26 protein-coding genes and 1 tRNA gene are annotated in these 25190 nt (G+C 72.3%); 13 read left to right on the top strand and 14 right to left on the bottom strand.

The window, feature by feature from the left end; all coding sequences use genetic code 11:
• Positions 1 to 87 precede the first annotated feature (87 nt).
• Positions 88 to 2871: an FtsX-like permease family protein gene (locus tag ACFYX3_RS12440; protein ID WP_389012369.1), complete on the top strand. Its 2784-nt coding sequence runs from the start codon at positions 88 to 90 to the stop codon at positions 2869 to 2871.
• Complete coding sequence (locus ACFYX3_RS12435; RefSeq protein WP_376590341.1) at positions 2868 to 3827, top strand: ABC transporter ATP-binding protein; 960 nt, start codon at positions 2868 to 2870, stop codon at positions 3825 to 3827. Before ACFYX3_RS12440 ends, ACFYX3_RS12435 begins: the two co-directional genes overlap by 4 nt.
• Before the next feature lie 55 nt (positions 3828 to 3882).
• On the opposite strand, the gene ACFYX3_RS12430 is transcribed toward ACFYX3_RS12435, so the two are convergent.
• The 9 genes from ACFYX3_RS12430 to ACFYX3_RS12390 form a co-directional block, all read right to left on the bottom strand.
• Positions 3883 to 4272, bottom strand: a complete 390-nt coding sequence (locus ACFYX3_RS12430) for a GNAT family N-acetyltransferase (protein WP_389011715.1) — start codon at positions 4270 to 4272, stop codon at positions 3883 to 3885.
• Complete coding sequence (locus ACFYX3_RS12425) at positions 4269 to 4928, bottom strand: hypothetical protein (RefSeq protein WP_389011712.1); 660 nt, start codon at positions 4926 to 4928, stop codon at positions 4269 to 4271. Before ACFYX3_RS12425 ends, ACFYX3_RS12430 begins: the two co-directional genes overlap by 4 nt.
• Positions 4925 to 5350 (bottom strand): thioesterase family protein, encoded by a 426-nt coding sequence (locus ACFYX3_RS12420; RefSeq protein WP_093876056.1) that lies wholly within the window; start codon positions 5348 to 5350, stop codon positions 4925 to 4927. The genes ACFYX3_RS12425 and ACFYX3_RS12420 overlap by 4 nt, the downstream gene beginning before the upstream one ends.
• A gap of 7 nt (positions 5351 to 5357) precedes the next feature.
• Positions 5358 to 7022 carry an energy-dependent translational throttle protein EttA gene (ettA, locus tag ACFYX3_RS12415; protein ID WP_382658447.1) on the bottom strand — a complete coding sequence of 555 codons (1665 nt, stop codon included), beginning with the start codon at positions 7020 to 7022 and terminating at the stop codon, positions 5358 to 5360.
• Between the two features lie 365 nt (positions 7023 to 7387).
• Entirely contained in the window at positions 7388 to 7966 is a 579-nt protein-coding gene (locus tag ACFYX3_RS12410) for a hypothetical protein (protein WP_389011707.1), read from the bottom strand.
• Between the two features lie 382 nt (positions 7967 to 8348).
• Positions 8349 to 9728 (bottom strand): LAETG motif-containing sortase-dependent surface protein, encoded by a 1380-nt coding sequence (locus ACFYX3_RS12405; RefSeq protein WP_389011704.1) that lies wholly within the window; start codon positions 9726 to 9728, stop codon positions 8349 to 8351.
• A gap of 276 nt (positions 9729 to 10004) precedes the next feature.
• Complete coding sequence (locus tag ACFYX3_RS12400; protein WP_382658458.1) at positions 10005 to 10496, bottom strand: single-stranded DNA-binding protein; 492 nt, start codon at positions 10494 to 10496, stop codon at positions 10005 to 10007.
• 151 nt (positions 10497 to 10647) lie between these two features.
• Positions 10648 to 12462, bottom strand: a complete 1815-nt coding sequence (locus tag ACFYX3_RS12395; protein ID WP_389011700.1) for a GTPase — start codon at positions 12460 to 12462, stop codon at positions 10648 to 10650.
• Position 12463: 1 nt separating this feature from the next.
• Entirely contained in the window at positions 12464 to 14089 is a 1626-nt protein-coding gene (locus tag ACFYX3_RS12390; protein WP_389011697.1) for a dynamin family protein, read from the bottom strand.
• A gap of 301 nt (positions 14090 to 14390) precedes the next feature.
• Between ACFYX3_RS12390 and ACFYX3_RS12385 the strand changes: the two genes are divergently transcribed.
• A tRNA-Arg gene (locus tag ACFYX3_RS12385) sits at positions 14391 to 14463 on the top strand.
• Positions 14464 to 14981: 518 nt separating this feature from the next.
• Here ACFYX3_RS12385 and ACFYX3_RS12380 read toward each other — a convergent pair.
• Entirely contained in the window at positions 14982 to 15890 is a 909-nt protein-coding gene (locus ACFYX3_RS12380) for a helix-turn-helix transcriptional regulator (RefSeq protein ID WP_389011694.1), read from the bottom strand.
• Between the two features lie 216 nt (positions 15891 to 16106).
• On the opposite strand from ACFYX3_RS12380, the gene ACFYX3_RS12375 reads away from it, so the two are divergent.
• The 7 genes from ACFYX3_RS12375 to ACFYX3_RS12345 all read left to right on the top strand — a co-directional run bounded on the left by ACFYX3_RS12375 (position 16107) and on the right by ACFYX3_RS12345 (position 21561).
• Positions 16107 to 17084 (top strand): aldo/keto reductase, encoded by a 978-nt coding sequence (locus tag ACFYX3_RS12375; RefSeq protein WP_389011692.1) that lies wholly within the window; start codon positions 16107 to 16109, stop codon positions 17082 to 17084.
• A 42-nt stretch (positions 17085 to 17126) separates the two neighbouring features.
• Positions 17127 to 18155, top strand: coding sequence for an alcohol dehydrogenase catalytic domain-containing protein (locus tag ACFYX3_RS12370; RefSeq protein ID WP_389011690.1), 1029 nt, complete (start codon positions 17127 to 17129; stop codon positions 18153 to 18155).
• A gap of 38 nt (positions 18156 to 18193) precedes the next feature.
• Positions 18194 to 19045 (top strand): aldo/keto reductase, encoded by an 852-nt coding sequence (locus ACFYX3_RS12365; protein ID WP_389011687.1) that lies wholly within the window; start codon positions 18194 to 18196, stop codon positions 19043 to 19045.
• Between the two features lie 430 nt (positions 19046 to 19475).
• On the top strand, positions 19476 to 19679 hold the full coding sequence (locus ACFYX3_RS12360) for a cold-shock protein (protein ID WP_389011684.1): 204 nt from the start codon (positions 19476 to 19478) through the stop codon (positions 19677 to 19679).
• A gap of 515 nt (positions 19680 to 20194) precedes the next feature.
• Positions 20195 to 20485 (top strand): CBS domain-containing protein, encoded by a 291-nt coding sequence (locus tag ACFYX3_RS12355; RefSeq protein ID WP_389011681.1) that lies wholly within the window; start codon positions 20195 to 20197, stop codon positions 20483 to 20485.
• 82 nt (positions 20486 to 20567) lie between these two features.
• The gene (locus tag ACFYX3_RS12350) at positions 20568 to 20864 is read left to right on the top strand and encodes an SCO5918 family protein (RefSeq protein WP_389011678.1); all 297 of its coding nucleotides are present in this window, start codon (positions 20568 to 20570) and stop codon (positions 20862 to 20864) included.
• Between the two features lie 358 nt (positions 20865 to 21222).
• A complete protein-coding gene (locus tag ACFYX3_RS12345; RefSeq protein WP_389011675.1) occupies positions 21223 to 21561 on the top strand; it encodes a MerR family transcriptional regulator in 339 nt (112 codons plus the stop codon).
• Between the two features lie 20 nt (positions 21562 to 21581).
• Here ACFYX3_RS12345 and ACFYX3_RS12340 read toward each other — a convergent pair whose 3' ends face one another.
• Genes ACFYX3_RS12340 through ACFYX3_RS12330 form a run of 3 tightly spaced genes read right to left on the bottom strand, consistent with a single transcriptional unit; the run spans position 21582 to position 22627 of the window.
• On the bottom strand, positions 21582 to 21752 hold the full coding sequence (locus tag ACFYX3_RS12340; protein ID WP_389011672.1) for a hypothetical protein: 171 nt from the start codon (positions 21750 to 21752) through the stop codon (positions 21582 to 21584).
• A 27-nt stretch (positions 21753 to 21779) separates the two neighbouring features.
• Positions 21780 to 22136, bottom strand: coding sequence for a PRC-barrel domain-containing protein (locus ACFYX3_RS12335; protein WP_389011669.1), 357 nt, complete (start codon positions 22134 to 22136; stop codon positions 21780 to 21782).
• A complete protein-coding gene (locus ACFYX3_RS12330) occupies positions 22133 to 22627 on the bottom strand; it encodes a DUF5994 family protein (RefSeq protein ID WP_389011666.1) in 495 nt (164 codons plus the stop codon). Before ACFYX3_RS12330 ends, ACFYX3_RS12335 begins: the two co-directional genes overlap by 4 nt.
• 282 nt (positions 22628 to 22909) lie before the next feature.
• On the opposite strand from ACFYX3_RS12330, the gene ACFYX3_RS12325 reads away from it, so the two are divergent.
• From ACFYX3_RS12325 to ACFYX3_RS12315, 3 genes are all read left to right on the top strand, one after another.
• A complete protein-coding gene (locus ACFYX3_RS12325) occupies positions 22910 to 23464 on the top strand; it encodes a DUF5994 family protein (protein WP_389011663.1) in 555 nt (184 codons plus the stop codon).
• A gap of 4 nt (positions 23465 to 23468) precedes the next feature.
• Positions 23469 to 23678, top strand: coding sequence for a hypothetical protein (locus tag ACFYX3_RS12320; RefSeq protein ID WP_389011660.1), 210 nt, complete (start codon positions 23469 to 23471; stop codon positions 23676 to 23678).
• A gap of 94 nt (positions 23679 to 23772) precedes the next feature.
• On the top strand, positions 23773 to 24045 hold the full coding sequence (locus tag ACFYX3_RS12315) for a hypothetical protein (RefSeq protein WP_389011657.1): 273 nt from the start codon (positions 23773 to 23775) through the stop codon (positions 24043 to 24045).
• A gap of 171 nt (positions 24046 to 24216) precedes the next feature.
• Here ACFYX3_RS12315 and ACFYX3_RS12310 read toward each other — a convergent pair whose 3' ends face one another.
• Positions 24217 to 25047, bottom strand: coding sequence for a hypothetical protein (locus ACFYX3_RS12310; RefSeq protein WP_389011654.1), 831 nt, complete (start codon positions 25045 to 25047; stop codon positions 24217 to 24219).
• Positions 25048 to 25190: the final 143 nt, after the last annotated feature.

Here is a 25190-nt window from a genome sequence, read left to right as displayed (position 1 = left end):
GACAACGACCGCACCGGCATGCCCGGCACGGGCCAGGCCCCCGACAACAGCTCCGACGTGCCCGCCGTACGCAGGAAGGCCCCCGACATGCCCCGGTCACGGTCCGACAAGCCCGCCCGCGCGGTGGCGCCCTGGGTGCGGACCCGGCTGCGGACCGCGCCCTGGGCCGCCGCCGCCCTCGCCCTGCTCGTCCTGGTCACCGCGTACCTCGCCGCCGCGCTGCCGCGTGCCGTCGACCGGTACGAGACGGAGGGCCTCCGGCATGACGTGGAAACCGCCGCTCCCCGTAACTCCGTCCTCGAACTGACCTCCCCGGTCCCCGTGGGCGGCGGCCCCGGCCTCGCCCCCGGCCTCCTCCAGGGGCAGAGCGACGAGGTGCGGGACCTGTTCCCGGCGCCGATCCTCACCGACCCGGAGCAGGCCGTCCACGGCGTCCGCACGGTCGAGCGGGTCACGGGCGTCGACCCGTGGCTGCCGAAGCCCGACGGGCTTCCCCCCAAGTTCGTGCTCTCCTCCCCCTCCGGCCTCACCGATCACGCGACGTTGCGGAAGGGCCGGCTGCCCGCGGGCACCGCCGACGCCCCCGAGGCCGTCGTCACCGCGAAGACCGCCGAGTCCCTGCACCTGAAGCCCGGCTCCATCGTGCACATGCCGAGCAGGCTCGGCCCGGAGAACGTCGCCGTCACGATCACCGGGATCGTCGAACCCCGCGCCCCCCGGTCCCCGTACTGGTCGGTCGAGCCGCTGCTGCGCACCCCCGCGCTCGCCCCGATCGTCGGCAGAGAGGTGAAGTACTACTGGCAGGGGGCACTGCTCCTCTCCCCCACCTCCGCGCCCGCCGCGCTCTCCGCCACGAACGACGTGGAGGTCTTCTTCCGGTTCATGCCGAAGGCCGGACACCTCACCGGGCGGGACACCGACCGGCTCCGGGCCGCGCTCGACTCGGCGGCCGGCGGCCCCGACCTGGTCAAGATGCGCAAGGCCGTCAAGGGCAACGCCACCCTCACCACCCAGCTCGACGTGATCGTCGACTCGAACCGCTCGATGCGCGAGGCCATCAACCCGGTCGTGGCCGTCGCCGTCTTCGGGATCGGCACGGTCGCCGCGGTCGTCCTCGCGATGACCGGCGGCCTCTTCGTCGCCCGGCGCGACAGCGAGCTCTCGCTGCTCCGCTCCCGCGGCGCCTCCCTCACCGGCATCGGCCTGCGGCTGCTCGGCGAGACCTCGGCCGTTGCCGTACCGGCCGCCGCGCTCGCCCTCGGGCTCGCGGTCCTGACCGTCCGGCCGCCCGGCGACGGGTCCACCGGCATCCCCCTCGGCCCGTCCGTCCTCGGCGCCGCGCTCGTCGCCCTGATCGCGATGCTCGTCCTGCCCGTGCGGGCGGTCGTCCTGCACCGGCGCCCGCGCCTGCACGGCGGCCGCGACGACCTGCTCACCGCCCGCCCCTCCCGGCGCCGCACCGTCCTCGAACTCACCCTGCTCGTCCTCACCGTCGGCGCCGTCGCCTCGCTGCGGCTGCGCGGCACCGCCGACTCCGGCGACCACCTGGTGAGCGCCGCCCCGGTGCTCGTCGGCCTGATCGCCGCCATCGTCCTCGTACGGATCTATCCGCTGCCGCTGCGGTGGCTGGCCCGCCCGGCCCGCCGGCTGCGCGGGGCCGTCGGACCGCTGGCCCTGGCCAGGGCCGGACGCGCCTCGTCCTCGGGCACCCTCCCGCTGCTCGCCCTCGTCCTCGCGCTGTCCACGGCTGCCTTCGGCGGCTCCGTCCTCGCGGGCGTCGCCGACGCCCGCGACCGGGCGGCGCTCCTGGCGACCGGCGCGGACGCCCGGATCGGCAGCTCGGTCCAGTGGACCCCGCTGCCCGCCGGGCTCACCGAGACGGTGCGCGGTCTGAAGGGGGTACGGGACGTGACGCCCGTGCAGATCGAGTACGGGGTCGAGGTGCCGTCCTACCAGGGCACCGCCGCGCCGCCGATGAGCGCGCCGATCGTGGGCGTCGAGCCCGCCTCGTACACCCGGCTCGCGAACCGGACCGGTTTCGGACCCTTCCCCGCCGAGCTGCTCGCCACGACGGGCAAGGGCGGCAAGGGCGTCGCCGCGGACACCGAGCGGGTGCTGCCCGCGATCGCCTCGCCGACGGTCGCCGAGCGGCTCGGCAGGGAACCGATGGGGATCGTCACGGCCGCCGGCGTCTTCCGGGTGAAGGTGGTCGCCGTCCGGTCCACCACCCCGGCCCTGGACGACGCCGACTTCCTCCTCGTCAACGGCGCCGACCTCACCTACCGGGCGGACACCGAACTCCTCGTCACCGGGCCGGTGGACGGGGCCGCGCTGCGCGCCGCCGTGAAGGCGAAGGCGGGCTCCCTCGGCGTCGCGATGCGCAGCGAGGCACGGGCCACGTACGTGGACTCCCCGCTCCAGTCCGGCGCCGAGCGGATCTACCTGGGCGCGATCGGCGCGGGCGCCGCCTTCGCCGTGGTCGCCGTGCTGCTCTCGCTGCTGCAGAGCGCGCCGGAGCGGAACACTCTCCTCGCACGGCTGCGGACGATGGGCCTCACCCGCAAGCAGGCGCGGCGGCTGCTCGGCCTGGAGGCGCTGCCGCAGGCCGTCCTCGCGGCCCTCGGCGGCATCCTCGTCGGCTGGGCGACGGTGCCGCTGCTCGCCCCGGGCATCGACCTGATCCGCCTCGCGCTCGCCACGGCACCCGGCTTCGCCCCGCTGGACAGCGCCCCGCTGCGGGCGGACCCCTGGTCGCTCGTCCTGCCCGCGCTCGCCGTCGTCGTCCTGACGGGGCTCGCGGCGCTCGGGCAGGCGTGGTGGGCGGGACGCAGGAGCTCGATCAAGGAACTCAGGGCAGGAGACGCACGATGACGAAGACCGACACGGCCCTTTCCGACACGACCCTGGAAGAGCTGGAGCGGCGCGCCACCGCCCACCGCGACCGGCCCTCGTACGGTCATGACGCGCTCATCGCCTGCGACCGCCTGGTCCGCATCTTCACCACCGACGGGGTGGAGGTGCAGGCGCTCCAGGGGCTCGATCTCCTGGTGAAGGAGGGCGAGTTGATGGCCCTGGTCGGCGCCTCCGGTTCCGGCAAGTCGACGCTGATGAACATCCTCGCGGGCCTGGACGTGCCGACCGCGGGCGCGGCCCGGGTCGCGGGCTGCGACCTGCTCGGGATGGACGGCAGGGCGCGGCTGCGCTACCGCCGCGAGGTCGTCGGCTTCGTCTGGCAGCAGACCGCCCGCAACCTCCTCCCCTACCTGACAGCTGCTCAGAACGTGGCGCTGCCCATGCAGTTGCGCGGGCGGTCGAAGCAGAAGGCGGAGCGGGCCGAGGAGCTGCTCTCGATGCTGGGCATCGCGGAGATCCGCGACCGGCGGCCGCACCAGCTCTCCGGCGGCCAGCAGCAGCGGGTCGCCATCGCGGTCGCGCTCGCCAACAACCCGGCCGTGCTCCTCGCCGACGAGCCGACGGGCGAGCTGGACTCGGCCACCGGCGAGCAGGTCTTCGCGGCCTTCCGCCGCGCCAACGAGGAGCTCGGCACGACGATCGTGATCGTCACCCACGACCAGGCGGTCGCCTCCGAGGTCCGCCGCACGGTCGCCATCCGCGACGGCCGCACCTCCTCGGAGGTGCTGCGCCGCACGGAGGTCGACGAGCAGGGCCAGGAGTCGCTGGTGGCCAGGGAGTACGCGATGCTCGACCGCGCGGGCCGCCTCCAGCTGCCGGCGGAGTACACCCAGGCCCTCGGCATGGAGCACCGGGTGGCCCTGGAGCTGGAGCAGGACCACATCGGGGTGTGGCCGGACGACGTGGAGGGCTGAGGACGGGTGCCGGGGGCTCAGCCTGTCGGGTCGACGAGCCCGGCGGCGCGGGAGCTCAGCCGGTCAGGTCGATGAGCCCGGCCGCCGTGGGGCGGAAGCCGCACCGCTCGTGGAAGCCGGCGAGGTGCGGCTCGTAGTCCACGTGCAGCCAGTGTGCGCCGCGCTCGCGGGCGGCGTCGGCCGCGGTGCGTACGAGGGTGACGCCGAGGCCCCCGCGGCGGGCGTCGGGGTGGACGGTGGTGTCGAGGAGGAAGGCGTGGACGCCGCCGTCGCCGACGACGTTCACGTATCCGACGAGCCGTCCGGCACGGCGGGCGGTGACCCGCAGCAGGCTGCGGGCGAGGACGGGACCGAAGTCGGTGTCCTGATGCCCGGGCCAGGCGGCGCGGAAGAGTGCGTTGAGTTCGTCCCCGGTGAGCGGCCCGTCGACCTCGACGGTGGTCACCGCGGGGTGAGGCCCATCGCGATCGGCACGGTGCGCAGCGCGATCGAGCCGTACGGCGTACGCAGCCGCAGCCACGGCCCGGAGGCGAAGAGGGCCACGGGCGCCTCCCCCGTCGGCAGGAAGCCCAGCGACTGGGCCGCGTGCACGGCGCGCAGCGGAAGACCGGTGGTGCCGAGGGTGCGGGACCAGATCTCACGGCCCAGGGCGTCGCGCTCGGCGCGGGTGCGCCGCTCCTCCGGCAGCGCCTCGTCCCGCGTGCGGAACTCGCGGACGGCGGCCGCGACGGCGCCCCGCATCCCGGCGACGTCGGGCAGGCCTGGGACCGGCTCCCAGCCGCCGCGCGGCGGGAGCACCCCGGTCCACGGCGGGCCGGTCACCGAGTCCGGGACGACCGCCTTGCCGGCCGACTCCTCGATGCCGTCGAGGAGTTCACCGGCGGAGACGGTGACGTCGAGGTCCACGGCGTCGACGAGCCGGGCGGTGCGGATCGCGAGCACATCGAACGACGGCGGCCGCCCGAAGACGGCCAGCGCCCCGCCGCCCGCCTGGAGGCGGACGGCGGCGGCCCGGTCGTAGTGGACGAGCCGGGTGAGGAAGGCGGCGAGGGCCGCCGCCTCCCTGGCGTCGGCGAAGTGCAGCGGAGCGAGCACGGTCATGCGGCGGACGACATCCCGTCGTCGACGTACTCCTCCAGGAAGCTGCGTTCCTCGGCGGAGATCCGCCGGGGGCGCTGCGCCTCCAGGTCGAAGGGCACGACGACCGTCGAGGCCCGTACGTACGTGACGTCCGGGTCCTTGATCTCGTAGGCGATCGTCAGGGACGCGGCGCCTATCTTCGTGACCCACGACTCGATGGTCACCGGCTCGTGCCGGTGGACCAGCGGCCGCACGTAGTCGATCTCGTGCCGGGCCACGACGGACCCGCCGGAGAACGAGGGGGAACCGTCCCCCGGCGCCAGCCGGAACATGAAGTCGATCCGCGCCTCTTCCAGGTACCGCAGGAAGACGACGTTGTTGACGTGCCCGAAGGCGTCCATGTCCGACCAGCGCAGGGGACAGCTGTAGATGTGCCGAGCCATGGGGTGATCAGCCTCGGGTCAGCTTCTTGTACGTGGCGCGGTGCGGACGGGCCGCGTCCGGGCCGAGGCGCTCGATCTTGTTCTTCTCGTACGACTCGAAGTTGCCCTCGAACCAGAACCACTTCGAGTCGCCCTCGTACGCGAGGATGTGCGTCGCGACTCGGTCGAGGAACCAGCGGTCGTGGGAGATGACCACGGCCGCACCGGGGAACTCGAGGAGCGCGTTCTCCAGGGAGGACAGGGTCTCGACGTCGAGGTCGTTGGTCGGCTCGTCGAGGAGCAGCAGGTTGCCGCCCTGCTTGAGGGTGAGCGCCAGGTTCAGGCGGTTGCGCTCACCACCGGAGAGCACACCGGCCGGCTTCTGCTGGTCCGGGCCCTTGAAGCCGAACGCGGAGACGTACGCCCGGGAGGGCATCTCGACGTGGCCGACGTTGATGTAGTCCAGCTCGTCGGAGACGACGGCCCACAGCGTCTTCTTCGGGTCGATGTTGGCGCGGCTCTGGTCGACGTACGAGATCTTGACGGTCTCGCCGACCTTGACGGAGCCGGAGTCCGGGGTCTCCAGACCCTGGAGCATCTTGAAGAGCGTGGTCTTGCCGGCGCCGTTCGGGCCGATGACGCCGACGATGCCGTTACGGGGCAGGGTGAAGGACAGGTCGTCGATGAGGACCTTGTCGCCGAAGGCCTTCGAGAGGTTCTCGACCTCGACGACGATGGAGCCCAGACGCGGGCCCGGCGGGATCTGGATCTCCTCGAAGTCCAGCTTCCGCATCTTGTCGGCCTCGGCCGCCATCTCCTCGTAACGCGCGAGACGGGCCTTGGACTTGGCCTGACGGCCCTTGGCGTTCGACCGCACCCACTCGAGCTCTTCCTTGAGCCGCTTGGCGCGCTTGGCGTCCTTCTGGCCCTCGACCTTGAGGCGGGTGGCCTTGGTGTCGAGGTAGGTGGAGTAGTTGCCCTCGTACGGGTGGGCGCGACCGCGGTCGAGCTCGAGGATCCACTCGGCGACGTTGTCGAGGAAGTACCGGTCGTGGGTGACGGCGACGACGGTGCCGGAGTACTTGGCGAGGTGCTGCTCCAGCCAGTTCACCGACTCGGCGTCGAGGTGGTTGGTGGGCTCGTCGAGGAGCAGCAGGTCGGGCGCCTCGAGGAGCAGCTTGCAGAGCGCGACGCGGCGCTTCTCACCACCGGAGAGGTTGGTGACGGGCCAGTCGCCGGGCGGGCAGCCCAGGGCGTCCATGGCCTGCTCCAGCTGCGTGTCGAGGTCCCAGGCGTTGGCGTGGTCCAGGTCCTCCTGGAGCTTGCCCATCTCGTCCATCAGCGCGTCCGAGTAGTCGGTCGCCATGAGCTCCGCGACCTCGTTGAAGCGCTTCAGCTTCCCCATGACCTCGGCGGCGCCCATCTGGACGTTCTCCAGGACGGTCTTCGACTCGTCGAGCGGCGGCTCCTGCAGGAGCATGCCGACGGTGAAGCCGGGCGACAGGAACGCGTCGCCGTTGGACGGCTGCTCCAGGCCCGCCATGATCTTCAGAACGGTGGACTTACCGGCACCGTTCGGGCCGACCACACCGATCTTCGCGCCCGGCAGGAAGCTCAGCGTCACGTCATCCAGGATGACCTTGTCGCCGTGCGCCTTGCGCGCCTTGCGCATCGTGTAGATGTACTCAGCCAAGAGAAACCGTCCGGCAAAGAGTGAGTGGGCAGATACACCCCATCTTGCCTGACCGCCACCCCCGGGTGCGAACCAGTAGGTGAGGGACCCCCTGACCTGCGGGTTCCCGTCTCACCCTCGTAGCCGACCTGTCACCTTCGGTCGCCGCCGGTCACCCCTGAGCCCCCTCGCACGGCCCACGGACGGCCCGGGGACGCCCGCGCGGCCCTGAAGCCGACCCTCGGAGAGCAGCCCACCCGAGGACCTGCCGAGGTTGCGGTCGTGAACGGCGCTGTCCGCGCTGTGCGCGGGTGATGCTCCACGCCGGTTCAGCGTTCGCGCCGCACCGGCGAGCCCCTCGTGCGAGCCCTGAAGCGCGGCGTCGTCTAGCCGTCGAACCAGACGACGAGCCGGACGTGCTCGTCGCCGTGGACGTCGGCCAGGGCACGCATCGTCACCCACACGGGAGCCCATTCGCCGCCCTCCGGCACGGCATCCCGCCGGCTCATGCGCACGCGCCGGAAGAGCCGGCCGTCCTGGATCCACTCGTCCCCCTCCCGCCTGTCGGCGGGGTCCCAGAAACCCTTCCCGGTCAGCACCCAGTCCCCGGAAGGCTCGCGCGTGAACTTGTGGACGCGATCGTCCACCCGCTCCGCCCGCTCGTCCCAGTCCACCCGGGACAGCTCTTCCCACCCGATCCACGTCGCGTGGTGCGCGTCCCGCCCCCAGGCCTCGTACCCCCGCCGGGCCTCGTCCGAGACATCCCCGGGCAGCCCCCGCTCCGCGGCGAGGGGGCGGAAGCCCGCGTGGTTCCGCACACCGAACAGGCAACCGAAGGCGTCGTAGTCACGCCCGCCGTACAGCAGGTCCAGATCGATGGCGCCGTGCCAGCCGCTCACGTCCTCGACGTCGAGCGTGCGGTACGTGGAACGGCACTCCACGAAGCCACGTATGTCGGTTCCCATACCGACGGATTCTGCGCCCCGCTTCCGGGGAGGGCCACGTGATTTCGGGGACCTGCCTCCCGGATCAGGGCAGGGCGGCGAGCGGGCGCGCCCGACGGCGCTCGCCCCCGTGAGGGTCAGCGGAACAGGTCAGGGAAAGGGCAGCGCTCCAGCGGTTCGTCCTGGCGGTCGGCCCGGTGCCGGCATCGGCCCCCCTCTCGCCTTCCTCGGCCGCCGGGGACCTCGCAGGCGGTCTCGCGCAGCGGCGCGGGCACGACGTGGTCCGCCGTCTCCTCGTCGTCTCCCCGCCGCGGACGTGCGACGACCCCGGGCGCGGGTGCGGCCGGGGTCGTGCGGGGTCACGCCGGGTCGGGCGAGGGACCTGGGTCACCGGCCCCCGGGATCACTGGCCGGCCGTCTTCTTCTTGCGGAGGAAGAAGACCGCGCCGCCACCGACCACGACGAGCGCGGCGGCGATGCCGGCGATCATCGGGGTGGCGCTGGAGCCGCCGGTCTCGGCGAGGTCGCCGCCACCGGTCGTGGTGCCGCCCGTGGTGCCGGCGGTGGTCGACGGGGTGGAAGGCGTGGCCGAGGGGGTGGTGGAGGGGGTCTCCGACGGCTTCGGGCCGGGGGTGGCCGTCTTGCAGTCCAGGACGCCCTCGAAGGTCTCCTCGAAGCCGTTCGGGCCGGTGATCGTGAACTTGTACGCCTCGTCCTCGGCGAGCGGGACGGCGATGTTCTTCGTCTCACCGGCGGCGACCGTGTACGAGGTGCCCTTCAGGTCGAAGGTCCAGGCCTCGTCGCCCTTGTTGGAGGCGATGACCTCCAGGCCGCCCTTGGCGCAGTCCTTGGCGACCGAGACGGACGGGACGGCACCCTTCTTGGCCCACGTGGCGGAGGCCTTGGCGGTGACGGTGGAGTCGCTGGAGCCGGCCAGGATCAGGGTCTGCGAGGGGCCGTCGATGGAGACGAAGGCGCGGCCGAGGGAGACCTTGGTGGTGGCCTCGGCGGTCAGCTCGGCGGTGCCGTCGGCGGTGCCGGCCGGGACGTCGAAGTAGACCTGGTCGCCGTTCTTGGCCTCGGTGACCGGCTTGCCGGCCTTGTCGACGACCTGGACGCCGGCGGGGGCGCCCGGGGCGGCCGTGAGCTTGGCGGTGGCGTTGGTGGTGACGGTGATCGGGCCGAGCTTCTCGCCGGCCTTGCCCGCCACGGTGGCCGGGGAGAGGCTGAGGGAGGCCGTCGGCTCGTCGAGCTCGACCGCCTTCTCCAGCAGGTACTTCTTCAGCTTCTCGGCGTCCTCGTCCTTCGGCGTCGCGACGACGTCGTCGGAGAGGGTCCAGATCGCGGCCTGGGTGCCGGCCGCGGCCTCCTGCTTGGAGAGGTCGACGCCCAGGGTGCCGCCGAGGGTCTCGGCGGACAGCTTCGGGTAGGAGTGCTCCAGGATCCAGAGGATCTTGCCCGCGTTGGCGTTGTTGTGCAGGGAGGACTCGTCCCAGCCGACTTCCTTGTAGTCGAAGTCGTGCTTCGCCTCGGTGCGGAGGTCGATGCAGTAGGTGAAGAGAGTGCCCCCGCCGTCGACCTCCATCTTGAACAGACCGCCGTAGACGGACCACTTGGTGCCGTCCTGCTCGTTGGTGCCGTCCTTCTCGGTGATCTCGATGGAGCCCTTGTCCTCCGTGAAACCGCCGAACTTCGCCGTGACACCGCCGGCACCCGGGGCACCTTCATCGGCCAGGGCCGGACCGGCGGTCGCTATCGCACCGGTCGCGACGAGGCCGGACACCAGGACCGTGGCTGCCAGGCGGGCAATGCCACGCCCACGAACTGAAAACATTGGATTCCCCTCCGGGCGCGTCGCTCCGCGAACTTGGTCGATTCGCGTGGGGGGAGCGCACGCCAGCAGAACTCACAGACTCGATGGGCTCACGTGCCGCACGAGTATTCGGGAATCCTAGGGACGCGAAAGCTCCCTGTGCCCTGCCGTACGGTCAGATAACCATTCCGACTCGGAATCGTTACCACCCAGGCGAGTTGGTCGACAAATCTCCACCACGCAAGGTCAGGACGCGGTTACCAGCTGGGGTTTCACCTCCGTCGCCTCCTCCGCCGCCACCGCCCACGGGTCCTGCTCCGGCCGCGTCCCGGGCTCGGACCCGGGCTCGGCCTGCGGCTCGGGCCGGAGCCTGGGCTCCGCCCGCGGGGCGCGCCGGAAGGCCGCCGTCCCCCGGCTCAGGTCGTGCCCCACGGCCACCGCGTCCACGTCCACGAAGGTCTTGCGCTGTCCGTCGCGCTCCTCCTCGCGGACCTTCAGGCGACCGTGCACCACGAGCGGTTCGCCGACGGAGACCGAGGCCGCGAGGTTGGCGCCGAGCGAGCGCCAGGCCGACACCGTGTAGAAGCCGGTGTTCCCGTCGGTCCAGAGTCCCCGCTCCCGGTCCCAGCGGCGTGCGGTCACCGCGAACCGGAAGCGGGCCACCCCGCCCGTCACCGTGTCCCGGTACTCCACCGCCGTCGCCACGTTCCCGACGAGCGTCACGGTCGTGTCGTTCATGGTTCCGCCCCCACTCTCCCGGTGTCCTGCTGCGTGGACACCCCGTGGGAACCATGCTGGGGCGGCCGGCCGCCTCCCGCTCGGGCCTGTGGACCGCCACGTACCTGTGGACAACTCCCCCACGCGGAAGGGGGATGGCGCCCTCTCCGCTCTACCTTCCCCGAGCCCCCGCCCGCGTCGCGCCCAGCCGGCTCGTACCGGCGCGGCGGCCGCCCACGACCCGGGCGGCGGTCGCCGACGGGCGCGAGCCCACCACCGTCGCGTACTGCTCGCGGACCTCCCGGTAGCGCATCAGCTCCGCCGCCACCGGGTCGAGGACGCGGGCCCGGCCGCAGGCGGCGGCCGCCTCCCGCAGGCGGCGCTCGGCCTCCTGCCCGTACCGCCGGGCCGGGCCCTTCACGGCGCTCTCGCAGGCCCATTCGACGAGCGGGCCGCCGATGATCCCGCCGAGCATCACGAGGACCGGCGGCAGCAGGCCCGGCTGGACGACGCCGACGATCTGCGCCACCAGCCAGAGCGCGCCGAAGATCTGCAGGAGCGTCATCGCCGCCTGGGCGAGGACGGCCGCGGGCCACCAGGCGGGCCGGGGCGGCCGGGCCGCCGGGTCCCCGAGGGAGACCGTCAGCTCGTCGAGGGCCTCCGGCAGCCCGTCGGCCCCGCGCGCGGCGGCCTCGCGCACCGCCTGCGCCCAGGGGGCCGGGAGCCCGCGCGAGGCGTCGTCGGCGACGATCCGTACGGCCTGCTCGACGCGCTGGCGGGCCGTCAGCTCGTCCTCGACGGGGGCGGCGAGGTGCGGGTCGGTGGAGCCGTGCGCGCGCATCCGCTCGTACCAGCGGTAGAGCCGCAGCCAGGGGGTGCCGCAGGCGCGGATGGCGCCGCGGCGCCAGACCCGCTCGGCGGCCTCGCCCGCGGCCTGGGCGCCGACGGCGACGGCGAGCCGGTCCGTGAAGGCGTCGCGGGCCCGTTCGTCGAGGCCGGGCCGCCCGTCGGCGACGTACGCCTGGCGCAGCCGGGCGGCCGCGGAGTCGACGTCGGCGGCGAGGCGGCGTTCGGGGGCGGTGCGTTCCTGGACGAACCGGGCGACGAGCTCGCGCAGTTCGGGGACGCCCTCGCCGGTCAGCGCGGAGAGCGCGAGGACGGTGGCCCCCGGCTCGCCGTGCTCGCCGAGGGCGACGCCGTCCTCGTCGAGGAGGCGGCGCAGGTCGTCGAGGACGAGGTCGGCGGCCTCGGTGCCGAGCCGGTCGATCTGGTTGAGGACGACGAAGGTGACCTCGGCGTGCCCGGCGAGGGGCCGCAGGTAGCGCTCGTGGAGGGCGGCGTCGGCGTACTTCTCGGGGTCGACGACCCAGATCACGGCGTCGACGAGGCCGAGGACCCGGTCGACCTGGTCGCGGTGGGCGGTGACGGCCGAGTCGTGGTCGGGCAGGTCGACGAGGACGAGGCCCTGGAGTTCGGTGTCGGCGGCGCCGCCCGCGAGGGGGCGGCGGCGCAGCCTGCTCGGGACGGCGAGCCGGTCGAGGAGTCCGGCGGCGCCCTCGGACCAGCTGAGCGCGATGGGCGCGGAGGTGGTGGGGCGGCGCAGCCCGGTCTCGGAGACGGGGACGCCGGCGAGGGCGTTGAAGAGCGTGGACTTCCCGCTTCCGGTGGCTCCGGCGAGGGCGATCACGGTGTGCCGGGAGGAGAGCCGCTGACGGGCGGCGGCCTCGTCGAGGACCCGCCCGGCCTCGGCGAGGGCCTCGCTCTCGACCCGGGTGCGGGAGAGCCCGACGAGCTCGTGGAGGGCGTCGAGGCGGGTACGGAGGGGCCCGCCGTAGCTGCCGCCGAGGGCGGGCGGGGAGAAGTCCTCGTCGGGGGTCTCGGCCGCCGCCTCCTCCACTGGCCGGTCAGCCGCTTTGTCAGCGGCGCGTCGCGCGATCAGCCCGTCGTCCCAGCGCTCGCGGCCGCGCTCCCGCTCGTCGTCCACCACGTCACTTCTCCTTCTGCAGTACGGAGAGCGCGGCGATCAGCTCCGCCTGCGGCTCGGGGGTCACGGCGAGCGCGTCGAGGGGGGCGAGGCGGCGGTCGCGCTCGGCGTGCAGGACGCGGTCGACGTACGAGAGGACGAGTTCGCCGCCCTTGTCGCGCAGCCGCAGGGCGGACTGGGCGCCGAGGAGTTCGGCGAGGCGTTCGCCGGCGGCGCGGGCGCGGCGGCCGCCGAGGAGGGAGGCGGCGAGGAGCGCGGCGACGGTGTCGGGCTCGGGGACGGCGCCACGGGACCCGGTGGCTCGGGATCCGGAGGGGCGGTCGACACCCCGTACCTCCTCCTCGGCCAGCTCCTCGAGGACGCGGCGCCAGCGGCGTACCTCCACGCCGGTCCGCTCGGCCGTCTCCCGGTCGCCGCCGGTCCGCGGCGGGCCGAGTACCTCGGAGGCGGGTTCGCGGCGCCAGGTGTCCCGGACGCGCTCCTCGGCGGCGGAGACCGCGCAGTGGAGGAGGGCGGCGAGGGACTCGGCGAGGGCGTCGAGGAGCTCCTCGGCGGTGCTGTCGCGGGGGTAGCCGCGCCAGCGGGTGCGGGCGTCGCCGGCGAGGACGGTGCCGCGGCCGAGCTCCTTGCGCACGCGGCGGCCCTGCTCGCCGTACGCGGCCTCGACGACGCCGCCGAGGCGGACGGCGGCGGCGTACTGGGCGGCGACCGCGCCGGCCAGCTCGGGCAGCCGGGTGTCGAGGGAGTCGATGACCCCGGAGGCGGTGCGGTCGGCGGCCTGCTGGCGGGCGGCCGGGTCCTGGGCGTGGTGGGCGAGCCAGGCGCGGAGCGCGGCGACGGCGCTGTCGGGAAGCAGACCGCTGCCGCCGCCGGCGGACTCGGGCAGCTCGGGGATGGTGAACCGGGGTACGTGCCCGAGGCCGGCCTTGTCGAGCAGGGCCCCGTACTGCCGGGAGACCTCGCCGATGACCTGGTGGGGGACGCGGTCGAGGACGGTGACGAGGGTGGCGTCGTACTCCTTCGCGGTACGGAGCAGGTGCCAGGGCACGGCGTCGGCGTACCGCGAGGCGGTGGTGACCATGACCCAGATGTCGGCGGCGCAGATCAACTCGGCGGCCAGGAGCCGGTTCTCGACGACGAGGGAGTCGATGTCGGGGGCGTCGAGGAGGGCGAGCCCGCGGGGCAGCGAGGCGGCGGTCTCGACGCGCAGCGCGTTCTCCTCGGGGGCGGGTTCGTCGACGGGGTGGTCCTCGTCGGCCTGGGGCAGCCAGACGCGGGTCAACTGCGGGAGGACCCGCATCCCGGCGAACCAGTGGTGGTCCTCGGGGTGGCAGACGAGCACGGGCGTCCGGGTCGTGGGCCTGAGCACGCCCGCCTCGCTGACGCGGCGCCCCACAAGGGAGTTGACGAGGGTGGACTTCCCGGCGCCGGTGGACCCGCCGACGACGGCGAGGAGCGGGGCGTCGGGATCTTTCAGACGGGGCACCAGGTAGTCGTCGAGCTGGGCGAGCAACTCGGCCCGGGTCTGGCGGGCGCGGGGCGCGTCGGGGAGGGGCAGTGGGAGACGCACGGCGGCGACTCGGTCGCGCAGGGCGGAGAGTGCGTCGATCAGCTGAGGCCGTTCGTCCAAGGTCACCACATGCGAAGAATGCCCAATTTATGAGTGTTTTTGAAGCGTATTGCGACCCTGCGCGCCGAAGAGAAGGGCGGTGACCGGAAGGTCGGGCATAACGAGTGCACAACACCCGCCCCGAGCGGCGCGAAAAGCGCTGCGCGAATCGCACCTGCCTGCGATTATCGGTTCGCTTCACCGAACCTCCACATCGTGCCACGCAGGTGAAGCAACCGGGCCAAGGCGATCGGAGCCCTATCCTTGTCCCGGCAGGCACACCCCACCCACCAGGGGCTCCTGGCCACACGGCCACCACCCGGCCCCCGTAGCTCAGTGGATAGAGCAGGTGCCTTCTAAGCACTTGGCCGCAGGTTCGAGTCCTGCCGGGGGCGCAAGCAGAGGACCCTCCTTCGGGAGGGTCTTTTTGCTGGTCAGGGGCAGCTTTCAGCCATGGACAGGGCGGCCGGCGAGAGGGCCCCGGATGGCTTGATCTGTCCGGCTGGAACCGGCCAGAGACGGCCCCCGGCGGCCGTTCGGCCCGAAAACGGCCCGAAGTTTCGGGCCACTCACTGCCCGCCTCACTCCGGCCCACGCGCTCTTCTCTGACGGCCAAGAGTCCGGGAGCAAGGGCGGCGGCATGCGGACGGTCGATGTCGCGAGCCCACCCCTGGGCACAGACCGCCGCAACGACGATCTCGGGACCGTCGAAGGAGAACACCGGTTCCGTGCGGGCATCGAGGGCGAGAGGGCCGCGCCCACCTGGTCGGCGAGGGCCTCGTCGTCGCCCGCCAGGTGGCGAGGGGTGACCCGGTACACCGGGTCCGGGTGGGAGGAATCGAGGAATCATCGCAACTGAGGCGCTCGACAACGAAACCAGCCGCACGAGGAAGCACGTCGGGATGCGAGCTGCTTACGGCTGCTGACCGGTGGCTTTCGGTTCGGGGGCAGGACGTTCGACAGGCCGGGGCGCGGTCATGTCGAGCAGGAGCATGGCGTCGTGGTCGGGGGTGCCGGGTTCGGCGGTGTAGACGCCGATGCGCTGGCCAGGGGTGCCTTCGATGTGGAGTGACTGTGAGGTGAGGGTGAGCGTGCCGACCTGTGGGTGCTGGAACGTCTTGTGGGCGGGTTTGCGGCCGGTCACTTCGTAGCGTTCCCACAGGCCCGCGAAGTCGGGGCTCTTGAGGAGGAGTTCACCGACGAGGTTGGTGAGGTCGGGGGCGTCGGGGGCAGTGCCGGCGGTGGCGCGCAGCCGGGCGACGCAGGCGGTGATCTGGCGGTCCCAGTCGGTGAACAGGTTCCGCGCGGCCGGGTGGAGGAAGAGGTAGCGGGCCAGGTTGCGGTGCTTGGCGGGCCAGTCCTCCAGGCCCGCGTACAGGGCGAGGCCGCCGGGGTTCCAGGCCAACATGTCCATGCTGCGGCTGATGACGTAGGCGGGGTTCGGGCGCAGTGACTCCAGCAGCAGTTTCAGGTGGGGGCGCACGGTGCGGCTCGGGGCCGGGGGCGGTTCGGGGGCGTAACGGGCGGCGCGGGCGGCGAGCTCGCGCAGGTGCTGGTGTTCCTGGTCGTCCATGTGCAGGGCGCGGGCGAGGGAGTCGAGGACGGCGGGGCTGGGGCGGGTCTCCTTGCCGCGTTCCAGGCGCACGTAGTAGTCGATGCTGATGCCGGCGAGGGTGGCCAGCTCCTCGCGGCGCAGGCCGGGGGTGCGGCGGATACCGGCGCCGACGGTGAGACCGACGTGCTCGGGGCTGGTCTGGGTGCGGCGGGCGCGCAGGAAGCGGCCCAGCTCGGCGCCCTCGCCATGCGCGCTCTGGGATGCCATGACTCCAGTCTCACCCGGCAGGCAGCCGCGCCGCAGACGGAAGGGGGGCCCTGCCATTACCCCTGAAGAGTCCGCCCTGCCACACCGGAGCGATCCGGGCGAAGGTTGATGAGGAAGACGCCGCCCCCTTGATGTCGCCCAAGCTCCGCCCGGCACGACCTGCCGGGCCGGGTGAGAGTGAGAGGGCGGGTAACGCCACCGACCCGAGAAGGCGAGATGCGGTACATCAAGCTGCGTGACCTGGAGGTTTCCCGGATCGGGCTGGGTGCGATGGGCATGTCCCACGGCTACACCGGCTCCGGCACCGACGACACGGAGTCGATCAGGACCGTGCACCGGGCCCTTGAGCTGGGCGTCACGCTCATCGATACCGCCGAGATCTACGGCCCCTACACCAACGAGGAGCTGCTCGGGCGGGCGCTGAAGGGCTGCCGGGACAAGGTGGTACTGGCCACCAAGTTCGGCCTGCTCTCGCACGGCGGCGACGGCGCGTGGAACCTGGATTCCGGCCCGGCCAACATCCGCACCGCGGTCGAGGGCTCGCTGAAGCGGCTGGGCACCGACCACATCGACCTGTACTACCAGCACCGTGTCGACCCGAAGACGCCGATCGAGGAGACCGCCGGCGCCGTGGGCGAGCTGATCGCCGAAGGCAAGGTCCGCGCCTTCGGGCTCTCGGAGGCAGGGCCCGAAACGATCCGCCGGGCCCACGCCGTGCAACCGGTCACCGCGGTCCAGTCCGAGTACTCCCTGTTCACTTGCGGTATCGAGGAGCGCGTCCTGCCCGTCCTGCGGGAGCTGAACATCGGCCTGGTGCCGTTCTCCCCGCTGGGCCGCGGCTTCCTGACCGGTGCCATCCGCTCCACCGATCAGTTCGACGAAGGCGACTTCCGCCGCGACAACCCGCGCTTCACGGGCGAGAACTTCCAGCGCAACCTGGCGCTCGCAGATGAGGTCAAGGCCCTGGCCACCGAGGTCGGTGCCACCCCGGCGCAGGTCGCACTGGCTTGGCTGCTCGCCCAGGGCGATGACATCGCCCCCATTCCCGGCACCAAGCGTGTGGCCCGGGTCGAGGAGAACACCGCCGCCGACACGGTCACGCTCACCGCCGAGCAGCTGAACAGGCTGAGCAGCCTGCCGCCCGCCGCCGGCGCCACTCACACCGAGGCCCAAGCCCGGATGCTCGAACGCTGATTCGCCCGCCCCGCGCGACCCCTGTTCGGAGTAACACCTGTCATGCGTGCAGCAGTGATGTACGGAGCCGGCGACGTCCGCGTCGAGGACCGGCCCGACCCGAAGATCGTCCAGCCCACCGACGCCGTGGTTCGCGTCGTCGCCTCCTGCGTGTGCGGCAGCGACCTGTGGCCCTACGCCTCGATGCCCGCCACCGACACCGGCCGCCCCATGGGCCACGAGTTCCTCGGTGTCATCGAGGAGACCGGTTCGGACGTGACCGGCCTGAAGTCCGGTGACCTGGTCGTCGCCCCGTTCACCTACAGCGACAACACCTGCGACTACTGCGCCAAGGGCCTGCACATCTCGTGCCGCAACGGCGGCCGGTACGGCTTCGACAACGTGGACGGCGGCCAGGGCGAAGCCGTCCGCGTCCCGTACGCGGACGGCACCCTGGTGAAGCTGCCGGTGGCCGCCGACTCCGCGCTGCTGCCGTCGCTGCTGGCACTCTCCGACGTGATGACCACCGGCCACCACGGCGCCGTCACCGCCGGCGTCGCCCACGGGGACACGGTGCTCGTCGTCGGGGACGGCGCGGTCGGCCTGTGCGTGGTGATCGCCGCGAAGCGGCTCGGTGCCGAGCGGATCGTGCTCGCCGGCCGCCACGAAGCCCGCACCGGCCTGGGCAGCGAGTTCGGCGCCACCGACGTGGTCGCCGAGCGCGGCGAGGAGGGCGTCGCCCGCATCCGCGAGCTGACCGGCGGCGTGGACAAGGTCATCGAGGCCGTCGGCACCCGCCAGGCCCTCGACACCGCGCTGGGCGCGGTCCTGGACGGCGGCACCATCAGCCGCCTGGGCGTCCCCCAGTACGAGCAGGGACCGATCGGCCCTGCCGAGTTCATGCGCAACGTCACCCGGACCGGCGGCGCCGGCCCCGCCCGCGCCTACATCCCCGAACTACTCGCCGACGTCCTGGACGGCACCATCGCCCCCGGCCGCGTCTTCGACGGGACCTTCCCCCTCGACCAGGCACCGGACGCCTACCGGGCCATGGCCGACCGCCAGGTCCTCAAGGCCTTCCTCCGCCCCTGACCACCCGTTCCTCCCGCACGACGAAGGACATCCCGCTCATGCAGACCGTCACCCTCAACAACGGCGTCGAGATGCCGCTCCTCGGCTTCGGCGTCTACCAGATCCCCGCCGAGGACACCGAGCGCGCCGTCTCCGAAGCCCTGGCAGCCGGCTACCGCCTGCTGGACACCGCCGCCGCCTACGGCAACGAGGAGGCCGTCGGCCGCGCCATCAAGTCCAGCGGCATCCCGCGCGAGGACCTGTTCGTCACCACCAAGCTGTGGGTCCAGGACGCCCCCGCCCAGGACAACACCCGCCGCGCGTTCGAGACGTCCCTGACCAAGCTGGGCCTGGACCACCTCGACCTGTACCTGATGCACCAGCCCTTCGGAGACGTCTACGGCCAGTGGCGCGCCATGGAGGCCCTCGACAGCGAGGGCCTGACGAAGGCGATCGGCGTCGCCAACTTCTACCCCGACCGGCTGGTCGACCTGATCATCAACAACGAGATCACCCCGGCCGTCAACCAGATCGAGACCCACCCCTTCTTCCAGCGCGCCGACTACCAGGACCTCATGCACGAGCACGGCGTGCAGATCCAGTCCTGGGGCGGCTTCACCGAAGGCAGGAACGACCTCTTCACCAACCCGCTCCTGGCCGAGATCGGCAAGGCACACGACAAGTCCGTCGCCCAGGTCGTCCTGCGGTGGCTCACCCAGCGCGGTGTCATCGCCATCCCCAAGTCGGTCCGCGCCGAGCGCATGGCCGAGAACATCGACGTCTTCGACTTCGAGCTCACCGACGAGCAGATGGCCGCCATCGCCACCCTCGACACCGGCAACACCCTCTTCTTCGACCACCACGACCCCGAGATGGTCACCTGGCTCGCGGGACGCCGCCTCGACTCCTGACTCGCTCATGTCCTGGGGCGAGCGGCACACCGCGTCGGCGAGTGATTCCCAAGCTCATGGCGCGGGTTCGATTCCCGTCATCCGCGCCACGACGGAGCCTCAGGTCAACGACCTGGGCCCTCTCGTTTTCCAGACCTCTCCACGCTGCGAACGATTATCTATGCCGGCGGGATGAGAATGTGAGGGGCAGTCCGGCCAGGCTTTTTGGCGCGCAGAAATAGCGGCACCATTGAACCGGAAACGACCGAGCGTGCATGCTATTGTCGATTTCAGTTGCAGTTGTGGTTCCCGAAACTTCAAGTGCCCCAGTCGAGCCCACAGGCCACTGGGAGTGCTTTTTCGTCTCCGGCCTCTCCGGCGGGGTAATCATCACGGCGACACAGCATCCGCGCAGTGCGGATGCCGATGAGCCCCCAGAAAGAGACATGACATGAGCAGTGGCACCGTGAAGTGGTTCAACGCAGAAAAGGGCTTCGGCTTCATCGCGCAGGACGATGGCGGCCCCGACGTGTTCGCCCACTACTCGAACATCGCCGCCCAGGGCTTCCGCGAGCTGCAGGAAGGCCAGAAGGTCACCTTCGACATCGCGCAGGGCCCGAAGGGCCCGACGGCCGAGAACATCGTTCCCGCCTGACGCAGACGCGCACGACGTGGCTGGGGCCCGCATCCCTCGGGGTGCGGGCCCCAGCCGCATTCTTCTCTCCGCCGACTCGGTTTTCATGACCGACGCGAAGCCGTATCGAAATTCTCCACACCATTCGATCGTCGGGGAATTCATGGATGCGCACCGCGCCGAGGGGGTCCCGCATGAACAGCACGGGCACGGCGTATCGCTCCCGGACATCCGCGACGGCAATGACGGACCGGGGCCGGCTGAATTCGCGCTGCCCCGTCGACCACCCCCACGCTTCCCGCCGTGACGGCTTTCGCCGATCTCGACCCGCCGAGACGATTGCCCGCCGCGCTCGCCGCCGAAGGCGGGGGGCGGCCCGGGACCCCGCCGTACGGGCCCCGAAGGCCGGCGTCTTGCCGGAGCGTCGGGAACGGTTCGGTGGGTCCGACCCCGTCACGCACTCCGGGTCCCGGCCTCGGCGGCCGGAACCCTCGTCCCCGGGACCGACACTCCTCTCTCCCACCCAGGAGCCGCATGTGACATCGATTCAGGCACAGCTCCACCCCGCGCGCACCGCCGCCGGCAGCCCGCCCGCGCCCCGGACCGGCGAGGCAGAGCCGCATGTCTGGGCCGACATGACCGTCGAGGTGGCTCTGGCGGTCATGAGCGGCGCACGCACCGGGCGCCTCGTCGTCCGGGACGACGACGGCCGGCCCACCGGCCTCGTCACCCGGGCCCAGCTCAACGGCTTCCGCGCCACCTCCGCCTACACCGACCGGGTACAGCTGCGTGACCTGCGCCCCGCGAGCTCTCCGTCCTGTCCTTGACGACGCGGGCCGAGACCGAGCACACCCACCCGCCCCACCGCCGTACCGGCCGATCCCGTCCCCTCTTCTTCTGCGAGGTCCCATGCGCTGCGTCATCGCCCGCTTCCCGTTCGAGCTGACGAAGAACGGTGTCCTGGAGACGATGAAGGGCGTCAGGCCCGAACCCGTCACCGGCGACTTCGTGATCATCGGACGCCGTGAGTACCCCGCCATGCAGGTCGGCGCCGTCATCACCCGCCAGGACCGCCGCGACTTCAGCGCCCACGAGGTCGTCCGGGCCATGACCCGGCTCGGTTTCACCTGCCGTACCCGCCCCGCGGCCACGGACGGCCCGGTCCAGCAGGCGTCCGCCCTGCTCGGCACGTCCACGACGGTCTGACCCTACGGGCGGGCACGCATCCCGTGCGAGATGCGGGAGACGCCCGCCCGACGGAGTCGCGCGGCGGAGGACCGGCGGACGTCAGCCGTGGTGCGGGCACGCCCCGGATCACGGCACGGCTCCGAGGTACCGGTGGTGCGGATGGGAGCATTACCCTCGGTGAAGGCGTCGAACCCCGACGCACACCGGAAGGTTGGGCGGAGAGCATCCGTGCCCGAGCGGACACGGCACCGCGAGGAGCGTGCAGGCGTGTGGCTCCGCGTGCGGACCACCACCGGACCACGGTGCCTCCTCGCACCTCTGGTGGCCGAGGGCGCCCGAGCACAGGTCTCCTCGCCCCCTCCCCAGAGAGGTGAGAATGACAGCAGACGATGCGCTCGGCCGTCTCGACGATGACGACTACCCCGCCTACACCATGGGCCGGGCCGCCGACATGATCGGCACGACCCCGGGGTTCCTCCGCGCTCTCGGGGAAGCCCGCCTGATCACGCCGCTGCGTTCCGAGGGCGGCCACCGGCGCTACTCCCGCTACCAGCTGCGCATCGCCGCCCGCGCCCGGGAACTCGTCGACCAGGGCACTCCCATCGAGGCCGCCTGCCGCATCATCATCCTCGAGGACCAGCTCGAAGAAGCCCAGCGCATCAACGCCGAATACCGCCGCGCGGCGGCCGGGGGAGAGCCTCCGGCCGCGGACTGAGCGGCGACGGGCCGCGTGCGTCAGCGGAGCGGGCGGCGGCGGGCCGACCGGCGCGTGCGCACGGCGATGTAGACGAGGTCCGCGACGAGCACCGCGATGCCGATGAAGAGCAGGAAGAGGAGTCCATCGGCGACGACGCCGATGAGACCAAGGACGATCGCGACGATGATCAGGGCGAGGAAGAGTGTCATGGGGCCGCCTCCTCTGCGGTGGTGGGCTCAGCGCCGGGCCAGTTGTCGTTCGCCGTTCGCCCCCGGCTCGTAGCCGAGGCCGTAGTGGCGGAAGACCGCTTCCTCCTCCTCGAAGGGCAGGACGTCGTCGATGCCGATCGAGGGGCTGCGTTTCACCAGCGCCCTGTCGTGGGCGACCCGCACGTACCCGGGCCCCAGCGTCGCGCCCTCCAGGGGGACGAACACGAGGCGGCGCCGGGTGGGCAGGCCGACCCTTACCGTGGCCATGGCCGGTTCGTCGGTGCTGGTGTCGACGTAGACGGCCTCCAGCTCCCCGATCCTCTTGCCGCGTGGGTCCACCACGTCCTGGCAGCGCCACTCGCGGATGTCCGCCATCCCGATCACGCCGGCTCCTCCGGTTCGGTCGTCGGTGTGGGCGGCTCGGCCACGAGGATCTCGGCGGCCTGCGTGACGTTGTCGGCGTGGACCGCGCGGGCCATGGCCGCACGCGCGGCTTCGGGCTCGGTGTCCGGCGGCACCACCATCAGCGCGAAGTGGTCCTTGTCGCCACGGGTGATCAGGGCGGTGTCGTCTCCGACGGGGAACGAGTCCAGGTGGACGACCCGGTCGTCCACGACCAGTCGGGTCGGAATGGCGTCCCACGCGGTGGCGTCCAGGCCGACGCGCGTGACGGGTCCGAGGTGCTCGGCCAAGGCGGAGACCAGTGCGGGAACCTCCCGCGTCACGTCGCGGCTTCGCGGCCACCACGCCCCGTCGAGGACACCCTGCCGGGAGTGCGTCGTCTCCAGCCGAAGAAGGGCCGTGCCGGGATACACCGCCCGGTGGATCTCGTCCGGAAGGAGCTTGGGAGGGATGGGAGTGTCAGATTCGGCCATGGTGCATCCGCCTGCCTGCGCGGGGCCGCCGACACCTCATGGCCGGCGAGATACCGCCGTGGTCTCACGGTACTCCGCGTGCCCGGGGTGATGCCCGTGGCCAACGGCCGGGCGGTGCTCCCGGTGGGAAGTCACCTGGTCGGAACGGCTCGTCCGACCGCTGGCCGGAGTACGCTGAAAGTACCGGGAGTAACTCGAACACCCGCTCCCACGCGGACGTCGTTTCCGGCGATCAAGACACTGGGCCGCCCTGCAGGGCGGCCCGGAGACGGGTCCGCGATCATGACCACCACCCTGGCACCCACGCTTACGGCGCGCCTGTCGCTGACACCGAAGACCACCCTCGCCGGCCTCCTGGACGGCGCCTGGTGGCCTCGCTCGCGTGACCTCACCGCCGAACTTCCGCCCCTGGTCGACGCACTGGAGGGGCGCTACGGACGCATCACACGCGTCACGGTGAACCCCACCCGCTGGCCCGTCGTCCCGCACAAGGTCGCCGTCACCGGGCACACCGTGCACGTCGGCTGGTTCACCGAACAGGACCCCGACAAGATGATCCTGCTCTCCTACACCGTCGGCCGCTGCGACCTGCTGGTGATCCCGCCCGAGACCGAACCCGCCGCAGCCGCCCGGCTGATGGCTGCCGCCGCCGTCCCCGGCAGCGTCCTGTCCGCCGGTGTCCTGATGTCCGACGAGGCCGCGGCCGGCCGCCGTATGCGCGACGCCCGAAGCAGCGAGGACGCCTGGGAGACCGACGGCGGATCCGCCCTGCCGCCGCTCCGGCACCCGGTCGTCGGCGCGCGGATGATCGCCATGCCCGGGAACCCGCGGAGGTGACCCCGTGGAAACCCTGATCACGATCGCCGCGATCGCCCTGCTGATCGCGCTCGGCACCCGCCTGATCCACCGGCTCAACGCCCAGCACGACGCACGCATCGCCGCCCACCACTTCGGCGCCCCCTTCCCGGCCATCCGCCGGCCGCCGGGCCACGGCCACCCCACGCCGACAGGGCAAGCCCCCCGCCGTCGGCTCACGGGCACCTGGCCGTGACCACCCTCAGACCATTCCTCCGACCGAAGGCGGCGGGTGGGGCACCCGACACCCGGGACAACCCACCCGCCGGCCTCTCGCAAGGGACTCAGTCATGGCGACACTCCGCGAGCGACAGGTCTACCGCGAGCGGGTCCTGAACGCCCTCTACGAAGCCACCGAAGGCAACCGTCTCCTCGGAGTCCCGGGGCGGAAACTGCGGAACGACCTGCGCATCCCGGAGGAGGACCTGGCCGCCGCCTGCACCTACCTCGCCGGCGAGGGCCTGATCAGCGTCGACTGGGAACCGGGCAACACACCCGCGATGGTCTCCCTCACCCACCAGGGAATCCGCCGCATGGAGGCCGAAGAGGAAGAACGCGGCTGAGTCGGGCTGCCCGACGGCCCGCTCCGCCTCTGGGCCCGTCCGGCCCGCAGTCGTACGATGGAAGACGGATCGAGCACTCTCACGTGTGACGATCCGGAAGGGCGGCCCCGACGGAGTGAATGCGCCGGGGCCGTTGTGACGACCGCCGTCAGGTGGCCGGCGCAGCCGACGTCATGTCGCCGCCCGGTGCTGGTGCCCCACCTCGCGCGCGAGATCCAGTCCGAGGACGCGGTCGAGGAACGCGAACGTCTCGAACTTGGCACCGGCCGGTACGTCGGCGCGCGTCGCCACGGTGACCAGCGCGTCCAGGACGGCGGGGACGTCGAGATCGTCGGCCAGCACGGCATGGGCGTGTCGCAGCACATCGGCGGGGATCGGCCTGGACGGCTCCTGTGCCCAGTCGGCCACCAGCTGCCGCCAGTCCCCGAGCGTCCGCCGGGCCTCTTCGAGCGCAGTACCGGTGACCGTGATCGGCGCGCGGTAGGCGTGGCCGAGCATCAGCATCCTCACCGCCAGCGGATCGGTGCCCTCCGGGACGGCGGCGTCCAGGAGCCCCGGGGCCAGGAGGTGGGCACGGTCAGGGACGTCCCCCTCCCGGGATGCCGGGCCGACCCGGCCCACGTCGATGCGGACCCCGCCGTCCCCGGCCTGCGCGGCGGTCCCGTACGCGTGGACGTGTACGTCGGCAGCGGCGCCGAGCGTTCCGTTCGGATGGTGGACACCGACGGTGGCGGGCGGGTGGGCGCCGAGGGCGGACATCGCGCGCTCAAGCGCCCGGGCCTGCTCGTGCGGCAGGTCAGGTGTGGTGAGGAACGTGCGGGACTGCAGGCCGTGCAGCTCCGCCGTGCGCGCCAGTACGTCACCGACCAGGAGCGCCCGCAGGTCCCCCAGGCCGATCCCGGCCTCGTCGGCCGACAGGTGGACGCAGATGCTCAGCAGATGGCGGCGTACGGGGGGAATCTCCACGAGGTGGCCGGTACGGGTGTCGACGATGCGCAGCATGCTGCGGAGGCTAGCCGTGGAAACCGCCGGCACCGGGGATGACCCGACCGGGCGCCCGCATCGGCAAGGCGGCGAGCGCGTGCCCGGGTGTCGTCGCCGCGGGTGATCAGGACGGTGTCGTCGCAGGCGGGCGGCAGGCTTCG

The organism is Streptomyces sp. NPDC002463 (assembly GCF_042889835.1).
GTDB lineage: Bacteria > Actinomycetota > Actinomycetes > Streptomycetales > Streptomycetaceae > Streptomyces > Streptomyces nymphaeiformis.
This window is presented reverse-complemented; position numbering and strand designations above follow the sequence as displayed.

Excerpts from the sequence above, each read along its gene's own strand:
- ACFYX3_RS12440 (WP_389012369.1), top strand. The coding sequence starts at position 88 with ATGCCCCGGTCACGGTCCGACAAGCCCGCCCGCGCGGTGGCGCCCTGG.
- ACFYX3_RS12435 (WP_376590341.1), top strand. The coding sequence starts at position 2,868 with ATGACGAAGACCGACACGGCCCTTTCCGACACGACCCTGGAAGAGCTG.
- ACFYX3_RS12425 (WP_389011712.1), bottom strand. The coding sequence starts at position 4,928 with ATGACCGTGCTCGCTCCGCTGCACTTCGCCGACGCCAGGGAGGCGGCG.
- ACFYX3_RS12420 (WP_093876056.1), bottom strand. The coding sequence starts at position 5,350 with ATGGCTCGGCACATCTACAGCTGTCCCCTGCGCTGGTCGGACATGGAC.
- ACFYX3_RS12410 (WP_389011707.1), bottom strand. The coding sequence starts at position 7,966 with ATGGGAACCGACATACGTGGCTTCGTGGAGTGCCGTTCCACGTACCGC.
- ACFYX3_RS12400 (WP_382658458.1), bottom strand. The coding sequence starts at position 10,496 with ATGAACGACACGACCGTGACGCTCGTCGGGAACGTGGCGACGGCGGTG.
- ACFYX3_RS12380 (WP_389011694.1), bottom strand. The coding sequence starts at position 15,890 with ATGGCATCCCAGAGCGCGCATGGCGAGGGCGCCGAGCTGGGCCGCTTC.
- ACFYX3_RS12375 (WP_389011692.1), top strand. The coding sequence starts at position 16,107 with ATGCGGTACATCAAGCTGCGTGACCTGGAGGTTTCCCGGATCGGGCTG.
- ACFYX3_RS12370 (WP_389011690.1), top strand. The coding sequence starts at position 17,127 with ATGCGTGCAGCAGTGATGTACGGAGCCGGCGACGTCCGCGTCGAGGAC.
- ACFYX3_RS12365 (WP_389011687.1), top strand. The coding sequence starts at position 18,194 with ATGCAGACCGTCACCCTCAACAACGGCGTCGAGATGCCGCTCCTCGGC.
- ACFYX3_RS12360 (WP_389011684.1), top strand. The coding sequence starts at position 19,476 with ATGAGCAGTGGCACCGTGAAGTGGTTCAACGCAGAAAAGGGCTTCGGC.
- ACFYX3_RS12350 (WP_389011678.1), top strand. The coding sequence starts at position 20,568 with ATGCGCTGCGTCATCGCCCGCTTCCCGTTCGAGCTGACGAAGAACGGT.
- ACFYX3_RS12345 (WP_389011675.1), top strand. The coding sequence starts at position 21,223 with ATGACAGCAGACGATGCGCTCGGCCGTCTCGACGATGACGACTACCCC.
- ACFYX3_RS12340 (WP_389011672.1), bottom strand. The coding sequence starts at position 21,752 with ATGACACTCTTCCTCGCCCTGATCATCGTCGCGATCGTCCTTGGTCTC.
- ACFYX3_RS12330 (WP_389011666.1), bottom strand. The coding sequence starts at position 22,627 with ATGGCCGAATCTGACACTCCCATCCCTCCCAAGCTCCTTCCGGACGAG.
- ACFYX3_RS12325 (WP_389011663.1), top strand. The coding sequence starts at position 22,910 with ATGACCACCACCCTGGCACCCACGCTTACGGCGCGCCTGTCGCTGACA.
- ACFYX3_RS12315 (WP_389011657.1), top strand. The coding sequence starts at position 23,773 with ATGGCGACACTCCGCGAGCGACAGGTCTACCGCGAGCGGGTCCTGAAC.
- ACFYX3_RS12310 (WP_389011654.1), bottom strand. The coding sequence starts at position 25,047 with ATGCTGCGCATCGTCGACACCCGTACCGGCCACCTCGTGGAGATTCCC.